Origin of the sequence: Propionibacterium acidifaciens DSM 21887 (genome assembly GCF_000426605.1) — a bacterium.
GTDB classification, from domain to species: Bacteria; Actinomycetota; Actinomycetes; order Propionibacteriales; family Propionibacteriaceae; genus Propionibacterium; species Propionibacterium acidifaciens.
The window spans coordinates 21,127-44,621 of sequence record NZ_AUFR01000025.1 but is presented as its reverse complement, the minus strand read 5'-3'; the positions used below and the strand labels follow the sequence as shown (position 1 = coordinate 44,621).

General features: G+C 72.6%; 19 protein-coding genes, 1 tRNA gene and 2 pseudogenes. 15 read left to right on the top strand and 7 right to left on the bottom strand.

All coding sequences use genetic code 11. From position 1 onward, the window contains the following. The 3 genes and pseudogenes from K336_RS0109285 to K336_RS0109275 form a co-directional block, all read left to right on the top strand. Positions 1–286: pseudogene (locus K336_RS0109285) on the top strand (MazG family protein); the annotation flags it as partial. A 357-nt stretch (positions 287–643) separates the two neighbouring features. Then, the gene (locus K336_RS0109280) at positions 644–1,555 is read left to right on the top strand and encodes an ABC transporter ATP-binding protein (protein ID WP_043150722.1); all 912 of its coding nucleotides are present in this window, start codon (positions 644–646) and stop codon (positions 1,553–1,555) included. Further along, a complete protein-coding gene (locus tag K336_RS0109275) occupies positions 1,552–2,406 on the top strand; it encodes an ABC transporter permease (protein ID WP_051245583.1) in 855 nt (284 codons plus the stop codon). The genes K336_RS0109280 and K336_RS0109275 overlap by 4 nt, the downstream gene beginning before the upstream one ends. A gap of 114 nt (positions 2,407–2,520) precedes the next feature. Here K336_RS0109275 and K336_RS19380 read toward each other — a convergent pair whose 3' ends face one another. After that, positions 2,521–4,650 carry a helix-turn-helix domain-containing protein gene (locus K336_RS19380; protein WP_211223482.1) on the bottom strand — a complete coding sequence of 710 codons (2,130 nt, stop codon included), beginning with the start codon at positions 4,648–4,650 and terminating at the stop codon, positions 2,521–2,523. An 850-nt stretch (positions 4,651–5,500) separates the two neighbouring features. Between K336_RS19380 and eno the strand changes: the two genes are divergently transcribed. The 6 genes from eno to K336_RS0109240 all read left to right on the top strand — a co-directional run bounded on the left by eno (position 5,501) and on the right by K336_RS0109240 (position 10,529). Beyond that, the gene (gene eno, locus K336_RS0109265; protein WP_021798072.1) at positions 5,501–6,790 is read left to right on the top strand and encodes a phosphopyruvate hydratase; all 1,290 of its coding nucleotides are present in this window, start codon (positions 5,501–5,503) and stop codon (positions 6,788–6,790) included. A 289-nt stretch (positions 6,791–7,079) separates the two neighbouring features. Next, positions 7,080–7,727, top strand: a complete 648-nt coding sequence (locus K336_RS17075) for an FtsB family cell division protein (protein WP_051245581.1) — start codon at positions 7,080–7,082, stop codon at positions 7,725–7,727. A gap of 296 nt (positions 7,728–8,023) precedes the next feature. Further along, positions 8,024–8,548 carry a DUF501 domain-containing protein gene (locus K336_RS0109255; protein WP_021798073.1) on the top strand — a complete coding sequence of 175 codons (525 nt, stop codon included), beginning with the start codon at positions 8,024–8,026 and terminating at the stop codon, positions 8,546–8,548. Further along, positions 8,545–9,507 carry a Ppx/GppA phosphatase family protein gene (locus K336_RS0109250; RefSeq protein ID WP_021798070.1) on the top strand — a complete coding sequence of 321 codons (963 nt, stop codon included), beginning with the start codon at positions 8,545–8,547 and terminating at the stop codon, positions 9,505–9,507. The genes K336_RS0109255 and K336_RS0109250 overlap by 4 nt, the downstream gene beginning before the upstream one ends. A 55-nt stretch (positions 9,508–9,562) precedes the next feature. Next, positions 9,563–9,635, top strand: a tRNA-Leu gene (locus K336_RS0109245). Between the two features lie 66 nt (positions 9,636–9,701). Next, complete coding sequence (locus K336_RS0109240; protein ID WP_028706871.1) at positions 9,702–10,529, top strand: uracil-DNA glycosylase; 828 nt, start codon at positions 9,702–9,704, stop codon at positions 10,527–10,529. Here K336_RS0109240 and K336_RS15690 read toward each other — a convergent pair. Next, entirely contained in the window at positions 10,480–12,093 is a 1,614-nt protein-coding gene (locus K336_RS15690) for an MFS transporter (RefSeq protein ID WP_051245580.1), read from the bottom strand. The genes K336_RS0109240 and K336_RS15690 overlap by 50 nt on opposite strands. A gap of 144 nt (positions 12,094–12,237) precedes the next feature. Here K336_RS15690 and K336_RS17070 point away from each other — a divergent pair, with 144 nt between their 5' ends. Together K336_RS17070 and K336_RS15680 are read left to right on the top strand one after the other, a co-directional pair. Then, positions 12,238–12,882, top strand: a complete 645-nt coding sequence (locus tag K336_RS17070) for a TetR/AcrR family transcriptional regulator (RefSeq protein ID WP_028706870.1) — start codon at positions 12,238–12,240, stop codon at positions 12,880–12,882. 117 nt (positions 12,883–12,999) lie between these two features. Further along, complete coding sequence (locus K336_RS15680; RefSeq protein WP_043150707.1) at positions 13,000–13,866, top strand: Bax inhibitor-1/YccA family protein; 867 nt, start codon at positions 13,000–13,002, stop codon at positions 13,864–13,866. A gap of 144 nt (positions 13,867–14,010) precedes the next feature. Here the strand turns inward: K336_RS15680 and K336_RS0109220 are convergent, their stop codons facing one another. From K336_RS0109220 to K336_RS15670, 3 genes are all read right to left on the bottom strand, one after another. After that, on the bottom strand, positions 14,011–15,066 hold the full coding sequence (locus K336_RS0109220; RefSeq protein ID WP_028706868.1) for an aldose 1-epimerase family protein: 1,056 nt from the start codon (positions 15,064–15,066) through the stop codon (positions 14,011–14,013). Positions 15,067–15,264: 198 nt separating this feature from the next. Then, the gene (locus tag K336_RS17795; protein WP_081660737.1) at positions 15,265–15,858 is read right to left on the bottom strand and encodes an NUDIX hydrolase; all 594 of its coding nucleotides are present in this window, start codon (positions 15,856–15,858) and stop codon (positions 15,265–15,267) included. 453 nt (positions 15,859–16,311) lie between these two features. Beyond that, positions 16,312–17,283, bottom strand: a complete 972-nt coding sequence (locus K336_RS15670; protein WP_028706867.1) for a hypothetical protein — start codon at positions 17,281–17,283, stop codon at positions 16,312–16,314. 95 nt (positions 17,284–17,378) lie between these two features. Here K336_RS15670 and K336_RS15665 point away from each other — a divergent pair. The 3 genes and pseudogenes from K336_RS15665 to K336_RS15660 all read left to right on the top strand — a co-directional run. Next, a pseudogene (locus K336_RS15665) lies at positions 17,379–17,942 on the top strand (DNA-3-methyladenine glycosylase); the annotation flags it as partial. A gap of 279 nt (positions 17,943–18,221) precedes the next feature. Then, entirely contained in the window at positions 18,222–18,635 is a 414-nt protein-coding gene (locus tag K336_RS0109200) for an SRPBCC family protein (protein ID WP_021797177.1), read from the top strand. Positions 18,636–18,818: 183 nt separating this feature from the next. Further along, positions 18,819–20,570 carry an FUSC family protein gene (locus K336_RS15660; RefSeq protein ID WP_021797551.1) on the top strand — a complete coding sequence of 584 codons (1,752 nt, stop codon included), beginning with the start codon at positions 18,819–18,821 and terminating at the stop codon, positions 20,568–20,570. A gap of 10 nt (positions 20,571–20,580) precedes the next feature. Here K336_RS15660 and K336_RS15655 read toward each other — a convergent pair whose 3' ends face one another. After that, a complete protein-coding gene (locus K336_RS15655) occupies positions 20,581–21,093 on the bottom strand; it encodes a DUF664 domain-containing protein (RefSeq protein ID WP_021797554.1) in 513 nt (170 codons plus the stop codon). Between the two features lie 65 nt (positions 21,094–21,158). Then, on the bottom strand, positions 21,159–21,698 hold the full coding sequence (locus K336_RS15650) for a mycothiol transferase (RefSeq protein ID WP_021797548.1): 540 nt from the start codon (positions 21,696–21,698) through the stop codon (positions 21,159–21,161). A 644-nt stretch (positions 21,699–22,342) separates the two neighbouring features. On the opposite strand from K336_RS15650, the gene K336_RS15645 reads away from it, so the two are divergent. Further along, positions 22,343–23,494, top strand: coding sequence for an ABC transporter substrate-binding protein (locus tag K336_RS15645; protein ID WP_051245577.1), 1,152 nt, complete (start codon positions 22,343–22,345; stop codon positions 23,492–23,494). Position 23,495 lies beyond the last annotated feature (1 nt).

Here is a 23,495-nt window from a genome sequence, read left to right as displayed (position 1 = left end):
CTGGGAGCTGCGCAAGCGCGCCGTGAAGCACCGTGATTCGTGCCTGGACGGCATCGCCGGGTCCCTGCCGACGCTGGCCCGTGCCGCGAAGACCGCCCAGCGCCTCGACAACGGCGGCCCGGACGGGGTGCCGTTCGCGGCGGAGCCGATCACCTCCGTCGAGGCCGGCGTCCGGGTCCTGCGGCTCGTGCAGCGGGCCCAGGCCAGCGGCGTCGACATCGACCAGGCGGTCCGTGACGCCACCCGGGCCTGGGAGGACGAGATCCGCGCGGCGGAGGAGCCCTGACCGCGGATCCTCCGACGTGCCCGTCGATTCCGGAATCCTCCCGAAGGCTCTTCCGCCCGCCCCGGCGGCCCTCGGGGCATCTCGGGGCCCGGCCCGCCCGTGTCACCGGCTCCTCGGCCCCCGACAACAGCATCCGGCATGGTTTTCGGGGTCGCCGCCGGGAGCGGGTTCCCGGAGGGCTCCGGGACGGTTGGCTGCGTAGGCATGCGTATCCGTGCCGGCGCAGTGCGTAGCTCCCCATGACGACCATTGGAGAAGTCCGGGCCTCGAGCTTGAAATACTCTGATGGGTGGACGGGGAGTCGCCGCCTTCCCGGCCACCCATCGACACATGGTCGGGTGCAGAGGAGAGCTTGTGATGCAGAGTGCCATCACCGTCAGCGGGCTGCGGAAGGTCTACGGTGATTTCGTCGCCGTCGACGACCTCGACCTGCGGATCGAGAGTGGGGAGGTGTTCGCCTTCCTCGGTCCGAATGGCGCCGGTAAGACGACAACCATCGACATCCTCACGGGTGCGCAACGCCGCACCAGCGGGTCAGTGAGCGTGCTCGGGCAGGATCCGCAGCATGACGAGCGCGAGTGGCGGGCCCGGATCGGGGTGGTGCCCCAAGGGACGGCGAGTTACGCGGACCTCACGGTGCGTGAGGTCATTGATCATTTCAGTGCTTTTTACCCGGACCCGTTCCCCACCGGGCAGCTCATCGACATGGTGGGTCTCGGCGCCAAGACCACGACACTCACCAACAAGTTGTCGGGGGGCCAGCGCCGTCGACTCGATGTGGCTGTCGGCGTTGTCGGCAGACCCAGGCTCGTCTTCCTCGACGAGCCGACCACAGGACTCGATCCGGAGGCCCGCAGGGAGGCCTGGGACCTCGTGCGTCTGCTCACGCACGAGGGCGTGACGACGGTGCTCACCACTCATTACTTGGACGAGGCCCAAGAGCTGGCCCAGCGGGCGGGCATCATCGTGCACGGCAGGATGCTCCATGTGGGCACTCTGGACGAACTGGCGAGAATGACCGGCCGCCGGTACCGAGTCTCCTACGCGCTTGATCCTCTTGTCGAGGTGCCCTCGGACCTGGCGGAAGGACTCGGGTCCGAGCCTCACCGTTGTGAGTACACGACCGATGAGCCAACGGCATTGTTGAGGCTGTTACTGGACGCTGCCAAGCGGCAGGGCATTGCAGAGATCCCTGGCCTGCAGGTCAGCCAGCCCAGTCTTGAACAGATCTACCTGAACATGGTCGAACAGACGAAGGATCACCGATGAACGAGGCGATGCAGATCATGACGGTCCATGAGGACACTGCCGCACGGGCCGGGCTTCCCGGAACATTGCCGGGCGCCTTGGCGCGTTCCCGGGTCGAGCTGCGGTCATTCTTCCGGAACTGGCAGTCCTTGGTGTTCACCATGGCTCTCCCCGTGCTGATGCTGCTCGTGTTCGGAGCGGTGTTCACCGGCAAATTGCCGGGCACCGACACCGACTACAGACTGCTGTTCGTGTCGGGTATCATCGCAGCCGGCGTGATGAGCACCAGCTTCCAGTCCTTGGCGATCAGCGTCAGTCTCGACCGTGAGAATGGCCTCATCCGAAGACTGGCCGCCTCGCCGATGCCGAAAGCCGCGTATTTCATCGGAATCACGGTGAAGACGATCGTCACCACCTTGATCGAGACGGCCATCCTCGTGGTGCTGGGCATGGTGCTCTACGGATTGCCGATGCCATCCGATGCCGGACGCTGGTTGACTTTTGCATGGGTGGTTATGCTCGGGGTCACCTCCTGCTCCTTGGCAGGTATTGCGTACACGGCGCTGATTCCCAACGCCAGGTCCGCAGCGGCCATCGCCACGCCCCCGTTCATGATTCTCCAGTTCATCTCCGGGGTGTTCTTCCCTCTCATGATGATCCCGACCGTCCTGCGGTGCACGGCCAGTGCCTTCCCCCTGCTGTGGATGGCCAAGGGCTTGCGTTTCGTGTTCCTGCCCGACTCACTGGCGTCGGCTGAACCGGGTGGGAACTGGAATCTGGGCTTGGTGTGCGGAGCCTTGGCGGCATGGACCGTGGGCGGCGTCATCCTCGTTGTTCTCACCTTCCGGTGGCGGGGCCAGCGTGTGAAGTGAGGCCTCGTGGAGGCCGTTTCTCAGGAGCCACTCGAACAGGCCCGGTGGGGGAATTCCTCGCCCCACCGGGCCTGTTCGAGTGGCTTGGGAGCGACCGGGTCCCCGGCCCGCCGGTCAGCGCCTCCGGCTCCGCTCCTCCTCGGACCCGCTGTCGGCCTGATCCGGTCGTCGAGCGGGCGCAGGCTCCTGGCGGCTCGCCCCGACGATCTTGATCAGTTCGGTTCGACTGGAGATCCCGAGACGGCGATGGATGTTTCGCAGGTGAGTGTCCACCGTGCGCTTGCTCAGGTACAGCGCTTCGGCGGCCTGCGCATTGGTGCATCCAGCGATGACGCGCTCGACGACTCGCCACTCACTCGTGCTGAGCGCCAATGATCCGTCGCCGTCATCCGTGCCGGTGCCGTCGTCCTCGTGGGGGATGATGGCATCCGAGGACGAGTTCACGGTGCGCCACGATTCCAGCGCAGCATGGATGTCGTTCTGCAGGCACTCGGCCATCGCATCCTCATGACAGGCGACGAATATGACTCGGAGCCGCTGCCTCCAGTTCAGGAGCAACGGATTCGTGAGCTCGGCCGATGCAAGAGCACGACCGACGGCGAAGTATTTGTCGATGGCTGATTGGACGCTGCTCCCCCATTGATCGAGGTTCGCGGCGCAGTGGGTGGCGAACACGTGGAGAATGACATGGATCCCGTCGTCCGGCGCGGGGTGCCGGTCCGCGCCGGCGGAGTCCTTCTCGAGATACTGAATCGCGAGCCCGCAGAACTGCGTGACGGCTGAGGCGTGCAGGGCCGCGGTTGCTTCGGCGGCGCGTGACAGCAGCTCGCCGGCCAGCGCCGTGTCCTGCCGGTGGAAGGCGATGAGGGAATGGACGATGAGCGTCCATGCGTAATCGGCGCCGTGAGGGCTGACCAGGGCTCTGGCCCGCCAGCACCACACTGCGGCATCATCAGCGCGATCACTGAGGCACGTGGTCGGCCCGGCCGGGCAGCAGGCGATGAGGGGCAGTCCGCCTGAGGACAGTCCTTGTCGTGCGACGAGTCCCCGAAGATAGCGGCTCGTAGAACGTCGGGTGAAGGCGCGCAGACTCGCCACCCCTGCGCGGATGACGGGAGCAGTTGGGCCGTCGTCGTGGGACATGGCGACGATGCGCCGCAGCACGCGCAGGCGCTGCATGGGCTCGGTGCACGTCGTCGTCGGTGATGTCATGATCCACGAGAGCGCCGCCGTGACGGCACGGGGATCGTCCCGGCCGAGTCGGTCCAGAACTTTTTCGGCCAGGCGCGCGACCAGGACGGGATGCTCCAGCGCGACCGGCGGGGACAGCGCGGTGCACGCGGCGTCGGGTGCGGCTCCGCTGGCGTCGAGCTCCCTCAGCGCCGCCCCGAGAGCTCCCAGATCGGTGTCGGCGCAGACCACGGCCAGTCGGGCGGCCGCTTCGCCCGCTGACGAGTCGCCGGCGAGCTCTGGCAGGGCTTGCACGATGCATCTTCTGCCCTCCGTGCCGGCCGCGTCAGCCGCACGCCGAACCAGGTCCGCCACCTCGTGGGTCACGCGAGGATTTTCGCCCGAGGCGAGCAGCTCGAGCGGCCCGAGATGGTCCGCATCGCCGGGCGGGCTGTTGCTGAGCAGCGCGAGGAGGGCACGCTGGGCGACGGCGAAGGTCGAGGCGTCGAGATGCACGCGCAGCTGCTGCCACAGGGCGACGGTCACTTCCGCAGGCACGGGCTCCGACGAGAGGACCTGCGCCATGGAACGGATGGAGCGTGAGCCCGCGGCCCCCAGGTACTGACAGCCTTTCGGGGTGGTCGCCGGGTATGCACGCAGCGCACGGCACAGCAGGAACACCGCCTGATCCCGGGGCCGGGCGAACTGGGTCCTCACGACATACGCGACGGCTTCTGCCAGCGCCTCGATGATCGCTGACGCAGGGAATGGATCGTCCTCCCCGGTGCGGCGCAGCGCGGTCAGGAACAGCTGCGCCAAGGCGGGGTGACAACCGCACACCGTCTTGATCACTGTCCGGTGCGCGTCCAGCGCGTGGCCGGCCTGCTCCTGCAGGATGCGCCACGGGCTGTCAGGAGGCGTTCCGCGCCGAGTCAGCAGTTTTGGTTCCAAGTGACTGAGACGCGTCACGAGATCGAACTCATCCATGGTATCGGCCACGGTGACCACCACCTGCATGCCGTGGCGCACCAGGTTCTCGATGTCCGATGCCAACCCGGGTTCTGCGCGGAACATTCCGTGGTCATCGATGCAGACCTCGGTGACACCCAGTTCCGTGATGCGGGCGGGCCATGAGTCAGCCGGTGCAGCCGTCCTCTCGCTCTGGTCGTCACTGCGGTGGACGAGGGTCGCACTGCACTCCTCGGGGAGTCCCACCACGTAGGCGCGCCGTCCTGGTTCGGAGGTACCCGTCAAAGCCGTCTCGGGCCAGTCCGGAATCTTCTGTGCGGTGATGGCGGAGGTGATGCTCAGGGAGCCGTTCCGCCGAGCCGAGTCCAAGGGGTTGCTGCCCGCGGTAGCGGCTTGCCCAGACAATACGATCACTCCTCGGGGATGCTTTTCCTTGTCACCTGAGCATAGATCCTGAACCCGGGGGCCCTGGGGGAAGTCCGGCAGGCGTCTTCGGATTGGGGGTGGACCCGGGGTCTGGGGGCTCGGTCCGCCGCTCCCTCGTCCGGAGCCCGGACGTCTCCCTCCCCTCGTCCGTCCGCGGCTCGTCGTCGGCCCCGCGCAGCGCCCCGTCCCGAGCCGGTCCGGGCCCCTCCGGCGGGTACGGGGTTCGCGCGGACGACGCCCTCCGCCCCGCCGTCCAGGAGCCTCCCGACGCGGGCCCGGACGGCGGGGGAGCGGCCCGGTCCACCCGAGGTGCTCGTCCGACGCGGCTCCGACAACGGCGTCGGCCATCCGTCGATGCGGCGTGAGCCGCTCATCGCGCCCTCCGGGGCCTCCGGGGGCCGGACCGGAGGGCGGCCTCGGGCATGGTCCGCGCAGGGTTCGAACGGATAGGATTGGCACCGCGAGAGCGAGAGCCCGCGGCGAGAACCCGCTGTGCGCGGGCTCGCCCAACACTGAAAGGTCAACACCCGTGGCAGTTATCGAATTCCTTGAGGCTCGCGAGATCCTCGATTCGCGCGGCAATCCGACCGTCGAGGTCGAGGTCGTCCTCGACGACGGCTCCTCGGCCCGCGCGGCGGTCCCGTCGGGTGCGTCCACCGGCGCCTTCGAGGCCGTTGAGCTCCGCGACGGCGACAAGGCCCGCTACGGCGGCAAGGGCGTCCAGAAGGCCGTGAGCAATGCCGTCGACACCATCGGCGAGGAGGTCCTCGGCATGGAGGCCAGCGACCAGCGCGAGCTGGACGCCGCCATGATCGAGCTCGACGGCACCGACAACAAGGGCAAGCTCGGCGCCAACGCCATCCTCGGCGTCTCCCTGGCCGCCGCCAGGGCCTCGGCCGACTCCGCGGAGCTGCCGCTGTACAAGTACCTCGGCGGCCCCACCGCCAATGTGCTGCCCGTCCCGATGATGAACATCCTCAACGGCGGCGCCCACGCCGACTCCAACGTCGACATCCAGGAGTTCATGATCGCCCCGATCGGCGCCTCCAGTTTCGCCGAGGCCTTCCGCATCGGGGCCGAGGTCTACCACGCGCTGAAGTCCGTCCTCAAGGACAAGGGCCTGAGCACCGGCCTCGGCGACGAGGGCGGCTTCGCCCCGAACCTCGAGTCCAATGCGGCCGCCCTCGACCTCATCGAGGAGGCCATCAAGAAGGCCGGCTGCAGGCCCGGCAAGGACGTCGCCCTGGCCCTCGACTGCGCCGCCAGCGAGTTCCACGACAACGGCACGTACACCTTCGAGGGCAGGAGGCGCAGCAGCGCCGAGATGATCGAGTACTTCGAGGAGCTCGTCGAGAAGTACCCGCTGGTCTCCATCGAGGACCCGCTGGACGAGGAGGACTGGGAGGGCTGGGCCACGCTCACCGAGCGCATCGGCGGCAGGGTCCAGCTCGTCGGCGACGACCTGTTCGTCACCAACGTCAAGCGTCTCGGCAAGGGCATCGACACCGGTTCCGCGAACGCCCTGCTCGTCAAGGTCAACCAGATCGGTTCGCTCACCGAGACCATCGACGCGGTCAACCTGGCCCACCGCAACGGCTTCCACACCATGATGAGCCACCGCTCCGGCGAGACCGAGGACACGACGATCGCCGACCTCGCCGTGGCCCTGGCCTGTGGCCAGATCAAGTCCGGCGCCCCGGCCCGCGGCGAGCGCATCGCCAAGTACAACCAGCTCATCCGCATCGAGGAGGACCTCGACGAGACGGCCGTGTACGCCGGCGCCGGCGCCTTCCCGCGGTTCAACCCCGACCAGTGGTGAACGGCTGCTGAGCTCGTCCGACGATCGCACGGAGGGCGGCGCCCCGTCGGGGCGCCGCCCTCCGTCGTGTCCGGGGGCCTGCTCGGGTGCGGTCCGGGTGTGTGTCCTGTGCTCCGTGATGCGGCCTGTGCTCCGTGATGCGGCTGGTGGGGTTTGCTCGTGGATCGTGCGCGGGTGGTTTGGTGTGGGCGTTCGGGACGGGCGCCGCGCTCCGGCGTGCTCTTCGGGGCCCTGCGGGCGCGCCGTCGTGCGCGCCGGGTCGGGGATGCCGGGGCACTAGGATGTCGACATGGCTTCCCCACGATCCGGCAAGCCCTCCAGTGGGCGTCCCACGGCGGGCGACACCCCGGCGCGTCGCACCGCCCGGCGCACCTCCCGGCGCGCCTCGCGCGACCGGGACCGCGTCCAGGTGCAGGCCGGGCCCCAGGCCACTTCGGGCGAGGACGGCGTCGTCGAGCCCGAGGACAGTCACGGCGGCATCCACCTCACGAGGAGGCTCGTCGCAGTCCTGCTCGCGGGGGCGATGGTCGTCGTCCCGATCGTCTCGAACTTGACGGTCTACCTGAACCAGCGCCGGCAGATGGCGCAGGCCCGCGCCCAGATCGCCGCGAGCGACGAGCACATCGACGAGCTGCTCGACGAGCAGGAGCGCTGGTCCGACCCGGACCATGTGCGCGCCCAGGCCCGCGCCCGGCTCGGCTGGGTGCTGCCCGGCGAGGTCGGCTTCCAGGTCGTCGACGAGAACGGCAGCCCCTACGGCGGCGGCTCGAGCATCGACCGCACGGGCGCCTCGACCACCGAGGACCAGCCCTGGTGGGAGCGCCTCTGGAACTCCGTCGACGAGGCCGACACGCCGACCGGCGCGCCCTCGACGGCCGACGACGGGCAGATCGTCACCGGGGACGGGGCCGGCGCCGCGCCCACCCCCGGCGGCTGACCCGGTCTCCCGGCGCGGGGTGCTGCAGCTGCGGCGCGGGGCGAGCGCCTCCGTCACCGTCCAGGTTTCCCGGGCGCGGGGCGGTGGTTCGGAGGCTCTGGCAATCGGCACGGCGGCTGCTCCCGGCCTCCCGGGCGCGGGGCGCTGCCGCGTGGACCGGCGGTCGCAGCGAAGGCCGGGTCTGGCCTCCCGGCGCGGGGCGGTGTCTGCTTCACGACGCGAAGCGTCCGCCGAGCCGGCCCCGGCGCGGGGCGCTGCCGGGGCGGGGGTTACCCGCCCCGTGGAAGAATTGTGTCGTGCGTCAGTCCGAACCTCTCAGCGATGAGGATCTGAGGATCATCGCCGATCAACTCGGCCGGGCCCCCAGGGGGCTCGTGGCGGTGGCTTGGCGCAGCCCGTGCGGATGCCCGGGCGTCATCGCGACCGAACCGCGGCTCCCCGGCGGTTCGCCCTTCCCGACCTTCTACTACCTCACCGATCCGCGCGCCGTCGTCGGCTGTTCGCGCCTGGAGGCCGACGGCGTCATGGCCTCGATGACGGCCCGCCTCGGGCAGGACGAGGAGCTCGCCGCCGCCCACCGGCGCGCGCACGAGTCCTACCTGGCCGACCGTCGGGCCCACGGCGAGGTCCCCGAGCTCGAGGGCATCAGCGCCGGCGGCATGCCTCGGCGCGTCAAGTGCCTGCACGCCCTCCTCGCCCACGCCCTCGCGGCGGGCCCGGGCGTCAACCCCCTCGGCGACGAGACCCTGGAGCTGCTCGGCCCGTTCTGGGACGAGCCCTGCCCCCGACACGGCGCGCCCGCCGGGGAGGCGGCGTCATGAGGGTCGCGGCCATCGACTGCGGGACCAACACCCTGCGCCTGTTCGTCGGGACGCTCGACGCCGACGGCTTCCTGCGCGAGCTCGACCGCAGGCTGACCTTCGTCGGCCTGGGCGAGGGCGTGGACGCCACCGGGCGCTTCGCCCCCGACGCCCTGCGACGGGCCTTCCGGGCCTGCGAGCAGTACGCCGAGATCATCGCCGACCTGGACTGCTCCCGGACCCGCTTCGTCGCGACCTCGGCCACCCGCGACGCCGTCAACCGCGAGGAGTTCTTCGCCGGCGTCCGCGCGCGCATGGGCATCGAGCCCGAGGTGATCAGCGGCGTCGAGGAGTCCGAGCTGAGCTTCGCCGGGGCCGTCAACGGCATCCGCTGCCCGAGGAACCCCGTGCTCGTCATGGACAGCGGCGGCGGCTCCACCGAGCTGGTGCGCGGCACGGCCGCCTGCTGCCAGGACAGCGTCACGGCCGTCGAGCGGGGCGTCAGCATCGACGTCGGCTCGCGCCGCCTGCGCGAGCGCATCCTGCACGGCGACCCCCCGACGGCCGGCGAGGTCGGCGAGGCCCGCGAGCTCGTGCGCCACCAGCTGGACGGCGCCGGGCTCGATCTCGGCGGCATCGGCTCGTTCATCGGCGTCGCCGGCACCGTCACCTCGATGACGGCCCTCGCGCTGCGGCTGCGCCGCTACGACCGGGCCCGCGTCCACGGCGCCGCCATGGGCGCCGCCGCCGTCCACCGTGTCGCGGAGCGCCTGCTGACGAGCACGGTCGCCGACATCACCTGCTGGGGCCCGGTGCAGCCGCAGCGGGCCGAGGTGCTGTGCGCCGGCGCCCTCATCGTCGACGAGGTCGTCCGGCGGGTCGGGACCGCCGAACTCATCGCCTCGGAGGCCGACATCCTCGACGGCGTGGCCCTCGGGCTGCTCTCGGACGGGGACGGCCGGGGGCCGGCCGTCCGCTGAACCGGCCCGCCGACGAGGGCCCCGAAGGAGCCACCGGTCGGTAGTCTGGGCGCGGGCCCCCGTAGCCCAATGGCAGAGGCAGGCGGCTTAAACCCGCCCCAGTACGAGTTCGACTCTCGTCGGGGGCACGGCCGGGCCGGGCCCTCCGGCGCCGGCCCGGGGACGGGGTCCCGGTCCGGGGCTACGGTGTCCTCATGACCGACCCGCACCCGCTCACCGGCGTCCGCTTCGAGTCCCCGGTCCCGCCGGGGACGGGATGGCCGGGGGACCCCGCCCGGCCGGGCACCCCCGTCGCCCGCGACGCCGCCGGGGCGGCCCGCCTCGCCGCGGGCGCCGCGACCCTCGAGGAGCTGGACGCCGCCGTCTCCGTGTGCCGCGCCTGCCCGCGGCTCGTCGCCTGGCGCGAATCGGCGGCCACCGTCGGACGGCGCGCCTCCTTCGCCCACGAGCCCTACTGGGGCAGGCCCGTGCCGAGCTTCGGGGACGCGCGCCCGCGCATCCTCATCGTCGGCCTCGCGCCGGCCGCGAACGGGGCCAACCGCACCGGCCGCATGTTCACCGGCGACCGATCCGGCGACTGGCTCTGGGCCGCCCTCCACCGCGCCGGGCTCGCGCGCAGGGCCTCCTCGCAGTCCGCCGGCGACGGGCAGGAGCTCGTGGGGGCCAGGATGGGCGCCGCCGTGCGGTGCGCTCCGCCCGCGAACCGGCCCGCGCCCGCCGAGCGGGACGCCTGCGCGCCCTGGCTCGCCCGCGAGATCGAGCTCCTGCCGTCCGTCCGTGTCGTCCTCGCCCTCGGTCAGGTCGCCTGGGGCGCGGTGCTGCGCGTGGTCCGCGGCATCGGCTGGGACGCGCCCCGCCCCGCGCCGCGCTTCGGGCACGGCGCCGCCGCCCGGCTGTCCGCCCCGGACGGGCGGGCCGTCACGCTGCTGGGCTCCTACCACCCCAGCCAGCAGAACACCTTCACCGGCCGGCTCACCGCCCCGATGCTGGACGAGGTGCTGGCCGAGGCCCGCCGTCTGTGACGGCGCCCGCGCGCCGGCGTCGCGCCGTCAGGGCGCGGACGAGCCCGCAGGCGGCCAGCACCGCCGCGGCGCCGAGCAGGATCCGGGCCAGGAGGGCGAAGCCGCTGGCGCAGGCGCTGACCTGGGCATGCGCGACGAGGTCCTCCCGCAGCCGTGCGATGATCGCCCGGCCCGCCTCGCTGTCCGGCGTCGCCCGGGCGCCGGCGAGCGCCTCGGTCACCCGCTGCTGCAGTTCGCCCGCGTGCTCGGACGCGTAGTCGCCGGCGGCGTGCGCGATGTGCGCCGCCAGGAGCGCCACTCCGAAGGACGAGCCGATCTGCTGGCTCGCGCTGAGCACCGCCGAGGCCAGCCCGGAGCGCTCGGCCGGCACGCCGTCCGTCCCCCTGTTGAAGGCGACCGGGGTGGTGATGCCCACACCGACGCCGATGACGAGCAGCCCGGGCAGCGCGATCCGCGTGTAGTCGGCGTCGAACGAGACGCCGGAGAGAACGAGCAGGGCGAGGCCCTCCACGAGCAGACCCGTCGGCAGAAGGACCCGGGCGCCCAGCCTCGGCACGAGGAGGCGGCCGACGACCAGGGCGGTGACGATGACGGTGCCGACCATGGGCAGGAAGGCGACACCCGTGCGCAGCGGCGAGTAGCCGAAGTGGCGCTGCAGATAGGCGGTGAGCTGGACCAGCCCGCCCATCTGGGCGGCGCCGGCGAAGAACTGGGCGGCGTACGAGGCGGCGCGCGCCGGGCTCGCGAGGATCCACAGCGGCAGCACCGGCCGCTCGGCGCGGTGCTCGCACAGGACGAGCAGGGCCAGCAGGACGACGCCGGCGCCCAGCCAGGCGATCGTCTCGCGCGCCGTCCACGAGTGCTGCTGGGCGCGGTCGAGTCCGAAGACGATGCTGAAGATGCCGGCGCAGCCCAGCAGCAGCCCGAGCAGGTCGTCGTCGACGCGGTCCTGCCCGGGCTCGCGGGCGGCGGCGGGCACCTGCCGGACGCCGATGAGCAGGGCCGCGGCGGCGATCGCCAGGTTCACGTAGAGCGACCAGCGCCAGCTCAGGGCGTCGGTGAGGGCCCCGCCGATGAGCAGGCCGGCCGCCGCGCCCAGCCCGCCGGTCGCGCCGAGCACCGAGAAGGCCCTGGCGCGCGCCCGGTGGTCGGGGAAGGTGCTGCTCACCAGGGCGAGCACCGTCGGGGCGAGGAGTGCGGCGAAGGCCCCCTGGACGGCCCGGGCCGTCACGAGCACCGCGAAGGACGGCGCCAGGCCGCCGGCGAGGCTCGCCAGGGCGAAGCCGCTCAGCGCGATCGCGTAGCAGGCCCGCAGCCCGAGCGCCTGGACGACCCGCCCGCCGAACAGGACGAGACCGCCGAAGGCCAGCGTGTAGGCCGTCACCGCCCACGGCTGCTGAGCGGGTGTCATCGCCAGGTCCGCCTGCATGTCGGGCAGAGCGATGGCGATGATCGTCATGTCGAGCACGACCATCAGCTGCGCGATGACGGCGCTCACGAGGACGCGCCGTCGCGGCGTCGGAGGCGCCGTCCGGGTCGCGTCGGTGTCGAGGATCAGTGTCACGAGAACTCCTATATCAAAACGAGCGTTTTCGCAACAATAGGCCGCCGCGAGTCAAATGACAATGATCGTTTTTGTTTGCTCGGGGATCGCCCCGGGTCACGTGGCGCCCGATGGCGTGCCCGCGGCCGCCGTTATGATCAGGCCATGCCACGGGTGAGCGAGGAGTACCGGCACGGTCAGGCGCAGCGCATCCTGCGGGCCGCGCGCGCCTGCTTCGCCGACGACGGCTTCCACGCCGTGACGATGGACCAGATCATCGCCGCCGCCGGCGTCTCGTCGAGCACCGTCTACCGCTACTACCCCGAGGGCAAGACCCAGCTCATCCATGCGGTCTCGGCCGAGCGCCTCGGCCCGCTCATCGGCTACCTCGAGGAGGTGGCCGGCAGGAACGACCCGGCCCCGCCGGACGAGGTCCTGCGGGAGGCCATGTCGCTGCTCCTGCCTCCGGGCGCCGACGAGGCGATGATCGTCCAGGACGTCCGCCTGGCGGTGAACGCCTGGGCCGAGGCCGCTCGCGACGAGGTCGTGCGGACGATGCTCGGGGGGAATCTCGCCCGGATCCGCGCGCTCGTCACGGCGATCGTGCGCTCCTGGATGCGCTGCGGGCGGCTCTCGACCTCGCTCGGCGTCGAGCAGGCCGCCGAGCTGCTCATGGATGCCGGCTTCGGTCTCGTGGCCGGGCTGGCGATCGAGGGGGGCGGGTCGGCCGCGGTGGTCCGACGGCGCCTGCATCGGCTGTCCGCGGCCGTCGACGAGATCCTCGCCGCGCCGGGCCCCGCCGACGGGTGAGGAGGAGCCGGTGCGCCGTCACGGGGCCGCTCCGGGGGCGAGCGCCCCTTCCCCTCCGGGCGCGGACCGCTACGCTGGAGGAAAGGCCCCAAGGGCGAGTCGACCGATTGGAGCGTCGTGCGCAGCACCAACCCCGTCCTCAGCAGGAGTGACGCGTTCACCCCCGGCCACCGTCAGACCGGTTTCCAGAACCCCGGCCCCCAGCAGTACGCCCAGCCGGGCCACGGCTACGGCCCCCAGCAGTACGGTCAGCCCGTGTACGGCGCCCAGGCCTGGGGGCAGCCCTCCGGCTACGCGCCCCAGGGACAGGCCCCGGCCGTCATGACGATCAACGACGTGCTGGCCAAGACCGGCACGCTGTTCGTCGTCCTGCTCGCCGCGGCGGCCGTCTCCTGGCTCTTCCTGCCCACCGCGCTGCTCTACCCGGTGGCCATCGTCTCCTCGCTCGTCGCCGTCGTGACGTCGGTCGTCGTGACCGTGCGCCACTCCACCTCGGTGCCGGCCATCATGGTCTACACCGTCGCCGAGGGCCTCATGCTCGGCGCGTGGAGCAGGGTCTTCGAGTACCTCTACCCGGGCATCGTCTCGCAGGCGGTGCTCGGCACCCTCGCGGCGACGGCCGTGGTCCTCGCCGCCTACCGCTACCTCGGGGTGCGCGTCACCGGGCGGCTGCGCCGGATCGTCGTCCTGTCGGTCATCGCCTATGCCGTCGTGGCCCTCGTCAACTTCGTCGTCGTCCTCCTCGGCGGGAGCCTCGGCCTCACGGAGATCGGTTCCGGCGCAGGCATGCTGAGCTGGCTCTTCGCCGGCATCGGCGTCACCCTGGCCGTCATGTGCCTGCTCATGGACCTCGAGGAGTGCGAGCGCGGCGTCCGCATGGGCGCCCCCGCCAAGGAGTCCTGGCGCGCCGGCTTCGGCCTCATGGTGACGCTCGTGTGGCTGTACACGAACATCCTGCGCATCCTCAGCTTCCTCCGGAACTGACCGGGGACGGGACGCAGCGGAGGGCCCCGCCGATGGCGGGGCCCTCCGCTGCGTCCCCGGGCCCGTCCGCCTGAGGCGCTCGACCGTGTTCCCTCGGGCGGGGTCCCCGTGCGCCCGGGGACGGACGCCCTGTGCCGGAACGCCTCAGGGACGGCCGCAGAGGGCGTCGCGCCGCCGGCGCAGCGCGGCGATGTCCGCCGGGTCGTCCAGGACGGTGAAGCGCAGGTGCTTCGTCTCGGACGACTGGGCCGGCAGGCGGTGCAGGTCGCCGCGCGCCTCGTGGTACCCGCGGCCGTGGACCGAGGAGTTCGACGGCTCGAGACCGACGACGTAGTCGCCGGAGGCCATCGACTTCCACTGCGTGAAGCAGGGGAACTCCCGGGTCGAGAACTCGACGACGAGCGCGAGCCCGAGCCCGTCGTTGACGACCCCGGCGAAGGTCGAGCCGTCGTCGGCGGCGAGGGTGTGCAGGTAGACCGACTCGGGCACCTCGGGGCGCGGCTCCTCGACGCCCGACCAGGGGGTCGGATCGGCCGCCGCGTCCTCGTTGCGGGGCTCCGCGCCGAGGCTCGGGATGACGACCTCGGCCCCGGGCGCGAGGAGCGGCCAGCCGATGTTGCAGTGGTACATGAGCATCATGGGCTCGTCGCGGAAGCCCTCGTTGACGACCTCGTCGACGAGCTCCAGGGCCGGCTCGCCGAGGCGAGTGCTCAGACGGCGACGCAGCAGGAGGTTCTCGCCGAAGAGCTCGGCCTCGCGGACCTCCCCGTGGACCGACAGGACGTAGTCGTCGCCCTCCCAGGCGGCGTCGTGGCCGACGTGCTCGGCCGGGCTCGTGCGGAGCCGCCCGTGCATGGGGTACTCGCGCCCCTGGGGGTCGCGCCAGGGGGCGCCAATGTTCTCGAAGCCGCAGGTGAAGAACAGCCCGCCCATGATGGACCGCTGCGCCTCCAGACCGTGGGTGTCGAAGGGGTTGCGGCCGTTGAGGCCGGGCTTGGAGGTGAAGGTGAGGTTCTGCCCGCGGTACTCGAGCCGGGCGACGTCGAGCGCCTTGTCCGCCATGGCGGTGAAGCACAGGGGCCCGTTCTTCACCTCGATCGTGCGCATGCCGGCCGCCCGGCCGTCCTCCTGCCGCATGGAGCGCACGAAGGCGAGCTGCTGCATCGAGCCGACCCGGGCGAGCGTCTCGGTACGGTTCATCGGTGGTCCTCCTGGGATCCTGCGCCGTGTCGGCGGGGTGCCGCGGGGAGCCCGGCGCCGGCTCCCGCGTCGCACCGGGGGCCGCTCCTGGGTGCGGGCCCGGGTACGGACAGCCCATCACAGATCACGACGCGCAGGAAGGGGCCGGGCCCGTCGCGCACCGCCCGACGGGCTGGTTGGCGGGCTCCGGCGCGCCGTTCAGCGGGCTCCGCCCGGGTGCCCGCCGCCGATGCTGCCGAGATGCTTGTCGAGCGCCGATCGCGCGCCCGAGGTCCACGGCAGCGCGCGCCAGTGGCGCACCGACACCCAGCGCGCCGACTCGGTGGTGCCCCCGACATCGAGCACCCGCGGGGGCCTCGGCTCGGCGCAGACGGCCGTGTAGATGATGCGCAGCGCCTGGAAGTCCTCGAGCACGCCGGCGGGGGAGGTGCCGATCCAGTGGTTCGACTGGAGGTCGACGACGCGCAGGATCCGGATGCGCTGGTCGGCCTCCTCCAGCACCTCGCGGATGACCGCCTCACTGGGCGTCTCGCCGGGCTCGACGCCGCCGCCGGGCAGCTGCCAGCGCCCGGGCACGGCGGTGCGCCGGCTGCAGGTCGTGCCGAGCACGCCGAGGGGGGAGCGGACGATCGCATAGGCGGCCACGCGCTGGCGCGGCACCGGCTCGACGCCGTTCTCGCGCGGCAGGGCGTGGACGCGGTGGGCGTGGCGCCGGGGCATCCGGCTGCCCGCGCCCCGCTGGGCGACCCGGGCCGTCATGACGATCCCGTCGTCGCACCCGGAGGCCGACATCCAGTCGCTCACCGTCCAGCCCCTGCGCCAGAGCAGCTGGCGAGGGTCCTGGCCATGGCCGACGGTGACGTCGACGACGGGTCCCTCCGACAGACGATGAACCCCGACGATGCGCACCGCCCAATTCTTCCACGCGGCCGGGGCGTCCGGTGGACGGAACCGCCGTCGAGCGGGTGCGCGGTGAGGGGCCGCCCGCGCCGCGAGGCGCGGAGCGCGGCCGTCGTCCCCCAGCGCCGACCCCCGGCCCCCGGGCCCGGGACGCCCCGAGCCGCCGACAGGCGCAGCCCGGTCGTCATGTCCGGCCCCCGGGCGCGGGACGACGGACGCCGACCTGTCTCATCGACGAGGGGAAGTCGAGCCGGTCTCCTCGGTGCGGGACGACGCCGTGCGGCGGCGGGGACCAGCTCTGCGAACGAGGCCGGCTCCCCGGGCGCGGGACGACGCCCCGTGCGGCTACTTCTCCTGCACCGCGCCGCTCATGTCGGTCACGATCTCGGTGCCGCCGGCCTGGAAGCGCATGAGCGGCTCGGTCCTGCCCGACTCGACGTTGATCGTGACGGTCACGTCGGGGGCGGGGCTGCGACCCCCCTGGCCGGCCGTCTGCGCGATGAGCCGGGCGATCGTCTCGGGGCTGATGAGAGAGGAGTCGAACGACGGGTTCTTGTCGCTGTTCTTGATCGTCGAGACGATCGTCGGCAGCCCCACGCGCCGGGTGCGCTCCTCGACGGTCGCCTCGTCGGTGCGCACCCGCACGCTCAGGGCGTCCGCCTTGATCGTCACCGAGAGCACCTGCGGCGAGTTCTGGACGGTGTCGGCCAGCGCCTCGGCGATGTCGGCTGCGCGCGTCAGGTCGAGCTCGTTGATGACCGAGCCGTCGTCGCGGAAGAAGACGGTGCTCGACTCGGGCGTCGTGGTGACCGTCATGAGCACATTGCCGTGGTCGTACTCGTTGATCTGGAGGTCCTGGTCCTGGTTGGAGCCGGAGACCTCGGCGGCGGTCTCGAAGAGGGCCGCCACGTCGTCGAAGGCGAAGTCGTCGGGGTCGAACCGGGCCTGGTCGATGTACTTGATCGTCGAGTCGAGATGGGAGATCGCGCCGTTGGCGTAGCCGATCGTCTCGGCCTTGTCGTCCTCGGTGAGGTAGGTGAGGTTCGCCGCCGCCGCGGTGACCTCGATGCGCAGCACCGGGCGGTCGCCGCTCGCGTGGCGCAGGAAGCCGATGACCTGGCGGGCCCTGCCCGGCCGGGTCAGGTCGTACGCCGGGTCGGGCGCGGAGCCCGGGCTGGCCTGCGAGGCCGTGCTCGTGGGCGCGGGGGAGCCGCTGGGGCCGGTCCTGCCCGCCCCACGGGCGCAGCCGGCCAGGGCGAGGGCCCCGGCGACGAGGGCGCACAGGACCGCGCGGGCTCGGGCGGTACGGCTGGACATGGCCCCCACGCTACTTCCCGAGGCCCGGTCGTCCTGCCCGGCGCGCGGCGGACGCGCCGGACGGCGCCGGGGCGCCGGGGTGCCACACTGGGGCCGTGATCGATCTCAGCGCCCGCGCCGACGAGGTCGCCCCGCAGCTGCTCGGGGCGGTCGTCCGGCGGGGATCCGTCGCCGTGCGCCTCACCGAGGTCGAGGCCTACCTGGGCCTCGACGACCCCGCCTCGCACGCCCACCGCGGCGAGCGCGGGCGGGCGGCCGTCATGTTCGGGGCGCCCGGCAGCATCTACGTCTACGTCAGCTACGGCATCCACCGCGCCGGCAACATCGTCTGCTCGCCGGCGGGGCGGGCCTCGGCGGTGCTCCTGCGCGCCGGTGAGGTCGTCGACGGCGCCGCCGACGCCCGGGAGCGCCGGGGGCTGCCCGCCGACCGGCCCGACGCGCTCCTCGCCAGGGGGCCCGGCAACCTCGGCCGGGCGCTCGGCCTCGACCTGTCCGACAACGGCCTGCTGCTCGGCGGGCCGGACGGCCTCTTCGGGCTCACCGCGCCCGGCGGGCCGGCGGGGCGGATCCTCGTCGGGCCGCGCATCGGCATCTCGCGGGCGGTGTCCGCGCCGCTGCGCTTCTGGCTCGCCGACGAGCCCTCCGTCTCGGGCCGCCGGGGCGGGACGCCCTGGGGCGGAGGGACGGGCCCCGTGGGGGGACCCTCCGGCGGAGGGGACGGGCCCGGAGCCGGGGCCCGTGGGGCCTGACGCGAGGGGCCTCCCGGGCACGGCGGGGGAGTCGTGAGGGGTCGTCCGGCCGGCCCGAATCCGGCCCCCTCCGCTTCCGCCCGGATGCGCATCGGAATAGGGTTTGGGTACGTCGGGTCGCAGCGTTGCGGACGAGCCGAGCGCCGATCCGGCCCACATGAAGAGACCATCGGATGAATCGAGGTTCCCATGTCGGAACAGCCAAAGAATGAGGCGCCCGAGTCCTCTCCCGACGGCGTCGTCGTGACGCGCACCATCGCCCAGCCGCTGTCGCGGGTGTGGGGCGTGCTCATGACGAAGGAGGGCTCCGAGGCGCTGCTCGGCCGCGGCGCCATGCTCGGCGAGAAGGGTCAGGCGTGGAAGGCGGCGGACGGCCGCTCGGGCGTCATCAGGAGCTTCCACCCCCGCGAGCAGGTCCGCTTCTGGTGGCGGAAGAACGACGACGCCCCCGCCTCTCTGGTCGACCTGCGGGTGGCGGCCCCCGACGAGGGGCACACCGAGCTCACGGTGACCCACACGAGGCTCGCCGAGGGCGTCGACCCGGCGTACCTCCAGGGCCGCTGGGAGGCGGCCCTCGAACGCATCGAGAGCGACTGCTTCTAGTCGATTCATCGCAGTCCCCGCGGCGCGGTCGGTCCGGTCGAGCACCGGGCGGGCCGCGCCGCCGCTCGTTGCGGGGCCCACCTGCCGCGCCTGCGCGTCGGCGGGCCCCCGTCGCCCCGAGCCGCGTGGGCGGCATGTGCCGGCCGTCACGGCGCCGGCCGGCGTCCCCCTAGACTCACCCGGGTGAGCAGGGCGAGACGATCGGCGGGCAGGCTGGGGCGCAGCCTCGTCGTCGTGCACCCCGAGCCCGGACGCGCCGCCCGGGCCGCCCGCTGGTGCGCCGCCGTCGCCACCGGGCTGGTGGTCTCCTGCCTCATCTTCGGCCCCTCGCTCGGCTCGATGGGCCTCATCGGCGCCCAGGCCGCGCACACCGGCCGCGAGGCGCCCCTGCGCAACCGCGTGAGGATGCTGCTCGTCGTCGGGCCCGCGACCCTCGCGATGGAGTGCGTCGGCGCCCTCGTCGGCCCCCGCACGTGGCTCATCCCCCCGCTGTTCGGCCTGCTCACCCTCGTCATCGTGTGGACTTGGCACGCCCTGCTCACCGGGCCTCCGGGGCCCATCAACACGATCTTCGCGGCGGCCTTCTCGGCGTACATGACGGGCCACGGCTACGCCCTCACGACGCTGCTGAGGGTCACCGGCCTGTCGTGGCTCATCGCCTCGCTGACCTCGGTGGTCATCCTGTCGTTCGATCTCTTGGCGCCGGAGCGCGGGGCGGTCGACGAGGCCGATGAGGCGGTCAGCGCGTACCGCGACCGCCCGGACGGGTGCCTCGCGCGCCGGGCGAACCGGATGCGCTCGGAGGCGGTCTTCGCGGTGAACAACGCCTGGCACGTGCTGCGCACCGGGCGGCGCCGCCTGACGGGGCGCACCGCCGCCCGCCGCGACATCGAGGAGCGGCTCATGGGCATCCACCTGAACCTCGTCGACGTGCTGCGCGGAGAGTCCTTCCCGACCTCGAGCCTTGACATCGGGGAGAACTTCCGGCGGGTGCCGCTGGGGCGGCCGTCGGCCCGCTACCTGCTGAGGACCGCCGCCGACCGCGGCTCGCGCCCCCGGCTCGTCGCCGCCCGGGCCGCCCCGGCGGTCCTCGCGGCCTCGACGATGATGATCGCCTCGCCTGTCGGCCACGCCTACTGGGCGATCCTGTCGAGCCTCATCGTCCTGCACATGGGCGCCTCGCGCGCCGATCTGACGATCCGGGCGGCCCACCGCGTCATCGGGACCGGCGTCGGCGTGCTCTGCTACGTCGGCATCGTCGCCCTCCAGCCCGCGCCATGGGTCCGGGTGGGCATCGTCGTCGTCATGATCTACGGCCTGGAGGTCATCGTCACCCGCAACTACGCGGTGGCCGTCGTGTGCATCACGATCTTCTCGCTCATGATGACGCCCGTCGTCTCGCGCGCCGACATCGCCGTGCTCATGCGCGACCGCGTCGTCGAGACCGTCATCGGTGCCGGCGCCGCCACCGGCATGATCTGGCTCGTCGGGCGCAGCGCTCCGGTGCTGCTCGTGCGCAGCCAGTACCGGCGCACGCTGCGGTGCATCGAGCGGGTGCTGGCCGACCTGTCGGCCGGCAGGCTCGTCACCCGGGCCTCCCGCGAGGACCGCCGCACGATGGTCTTCGAACTCGGCCGGGCCTCGGAGATCCTCTCGTCCCAGCGCCCGGACGACCCCGAGACGCTGTCGCGCTGGCAGGACGTGCAGGAGGAGGTCAACCTCTTCGGCTTCGACGTCATGGCCTCGTGCTGGCGCCGCCTTCCCGGCGGCGACCCGGCCGCGGCGCGGGCGCACGATGCGCTGTCGCGGCTGCTCGACTCGCTGCCGCCGATCTCGTCGCGGACGATCGAGACGTGCGCCTTCACCGCGCAGGTGCGCGCGATCCACCAGCGCTACATGAGCGAGAGCTCCCGCCGGACCAGGGCCGGCGGCTGACCGGCTCCGCTCAGCCGTCCTGCTCGGTCCGCCGCTTCGCGTGCATCGCCTTGATCGAATCGGTGAGGCCGCGCAGGAAGGCGATCTGGCCGAGGTCCTTCGTGATCTCGTTGAGCAGCTCGACGAGCGAGGAGCCCACGCTCCTGCCGCCCTCGAGCACGCGGTCGAGGTTCTCGGCGGCCCCCGACTCGAGCACCCTGGCGCTCGCTGCGGAGACGGCCCGGTAGTAGTCGCTCAGCAGCGCGGCGTCGACGACGCGGTAGTCCTCGTCCTCGACGGTCTCGGCGGACTCGGGCAGGTCGAAGCGCTCGGCCCAGCCGTCGTCCCAGACCTGCGCCGTGTCGCCGATGCGGGCGAACAGCTCGTCCTGGCGGCGGGCCATGGTGAAGGCCAGCCACGAGACGGAGTGGCCCTGCTTCTGGGCGCGGTGGAGCAGGGAGCGGGGGGACATGCCCTCGAGCTTGCCGGGGAGCTCGTCGGCGATGCGCGCGAAGGCGTCCCTGATGAGGTCAACTGAATCCATGACCCCATTATGCTGGCGCGTCGCCGCGCCGGGGCGGACGACCGGCCCGCCGGGGCCCGGGCCGCTCAGGGCTGCCGCCAGCCGGGGGCGGGGACGTTGGAGCGGACCGAGGGCAGGCCGTGCAGATAGGCGATCTGGCCGAGGTGCTGGGTGATGTCGTTGATGACCGAGACGATGCGCACCCCGGCGGTGACCGGGGGATCCCAGGTGGCGTCGACGATGCGGTCGAGGCTCTTGCCGCGCTCGGCCTCGAGGACGTCGAGGGTCTGCTCGTGCACGGCCGCGTAGTAGCCGAGCAGGAGCCCGGGGTCCGCGACGGTGAACCGGTCGACCTCCTCCTGGCTCTGGCCGTAGCCCCCGTCGTGGGGTCCGTAGGGCAGGTCGAAGCGCTCGCGCCACCCGGTGTCCCAGACCTCGGTGCGGTCGTCGAGGGCGGCCATCTGGGCGTCCTCGCAGCGCCCGATGTGCCAGACGAGCCAGGCGATCGGGTTGCCGGTGGTGTGGGCGCGGCGCAGCAGGGAGTCGGCGGGGAGCCCGTCGAGTTGGCGGGGCAGTTCCTCGGCGACCCTGGTGAAGGCGTCCTTGAACAGGTCGATTGAGTCCATGGGGTCAATTGTCCCTTGTCGGGCCCCGTCGCGTCAGACCCGTCGGCGGCCCGCAGTGGGATCGGGCCGGTCCGCCCCCGCCCCGGCCGCGCGGTCCCGCGCCTCCCCGTCCGATGCCGAGGACGACGGCCCCCTCTCCCGGACGCGCGGCCCGCACGGTGCGGGCCGCCCGCGGTCTGCGGGAGCCGCTCCACCGTCGGCGAACCGGCGCGCCGGGGTCGGGCGGGGTGTTGCCCGAGGTCCTCCCCGTGCCTACCATGGCCCGTGACGACGGCCGGAGCCGTCGGGCGCCGCCGCTGCGGCGCCGGATCGTGGCCGATTTCCCGGCCCGCCGGTCCTTCCGCCCTGAGGAGCAGTACATGGCACAGCGCACCATCTGCCGACCCGCGGCACGCCGGATCCAGGCGCCCGTGGTCGACTGTTGCGCTCCGATCGCCGTGCGCCAGTGAGCCCTTCCGCGTCGGTCTGACGCGCCGCCGACGCCCGGCCCGGGCCGTTCGGGCGCCGCGTCCCGGCCCGCGTCGAGCGGCCTCCGCACCGGCAGCACCATCACCGTACCCGTCCCGCGGGACGAGTGCGCCCCGAACCCATCAGCCCCGGCACGGCCCGGCCGTGCGCAGTCAGAGAAGACCAGGAGAAGACGAATGCCCGGAACGAACAACCCCGCCGACGGCGCGCACGGGACCGGGAGGGTCCTGCCGTCGGGCGCCGTCGTCCAGGAGACCGGAACCACCCGGCGGGCCGGGGACTCGCGGCGGCTCTCCCGCCGCGGCCTCATCGGCGGCATCGCGGCCGGCGCCGTCGGCGGTCTCGTCCTCGGCGGCGCGGCCGGGGGAGTCCTCGGCGACCGCCACGGCAGGTCCGCGGCCGCCGCGGACGCCTCGGCATCGGCCGAGGCCCGCCGGCTGACCCTCATCTACGGCGGCGACGTCTGCGACGCCCCCGCCATCGTCGCCCTCGAGAAGGGCTTCTTCGCCGAGCACGGCCTGGACGTCGGCCTCCACAAGACCGTCGGCGACGAGGACATCAAGGCCGCCGTCGGCTCGGGCACCTACGACGCCTCCAGCGGCATCTTCTACAGCTGGCTCAAGCCCGTCGAGCAGGGCCAGAACGTGAAGTTCATCGCCGGTCTGCACAGCGGCTGCCTGCGGCTCCTCGCGCGCAACGACTCCGACGTCAAGCAGATCTCCGACCTGCGCGGACGCTCCATCGGCGTGCCCAGCCTGTCCAGCTCGGCGACCATGTTCTTCTCCCTCGACCTCGTCGACGCCGGCATCGACCCGTCGGCCGAGGCCGGCGAGGTGCAGTGGAGGGTCTACGACACCTCACTCGTCGCCGATGCCCTGAAGAACGGCGAGGTCGACGCCATCGCCACGAGCGACCCGATCGCCTACCGCCCGATCCAGGAGGGCTACGGCTGGGAGCTGGCCACCAACATGACCGGGGCGAACGCCCAGGCCTACTGCTGCTGCACCGCGCTCAACGGCGACCTCGTCGCGGACGAGCCGGACGTGGCCCGTGAGCTCGTCACCGCGTGGGCGGAGGGCTCGCGCTACGTCGCCGGCAACGAGGACGAGGTCGCGCACCTCGAGATCGACAAGGGCTACGTCGCGGGCGACGTCGACCTGGTCGCGACCCTGCTGCGGAGCTACCGCTGGGAGCCCTCGGTCACGAAGCTGCGCGACGCCCTCACCCCGGGCATCGAGAAGTTCAAGCGGACCGGCTACCTGGACCCGGACGTCGACACCGACGCCCTCGCCGACCGGGCCTTCGACACCCTCGGACTGGACTGGTGAG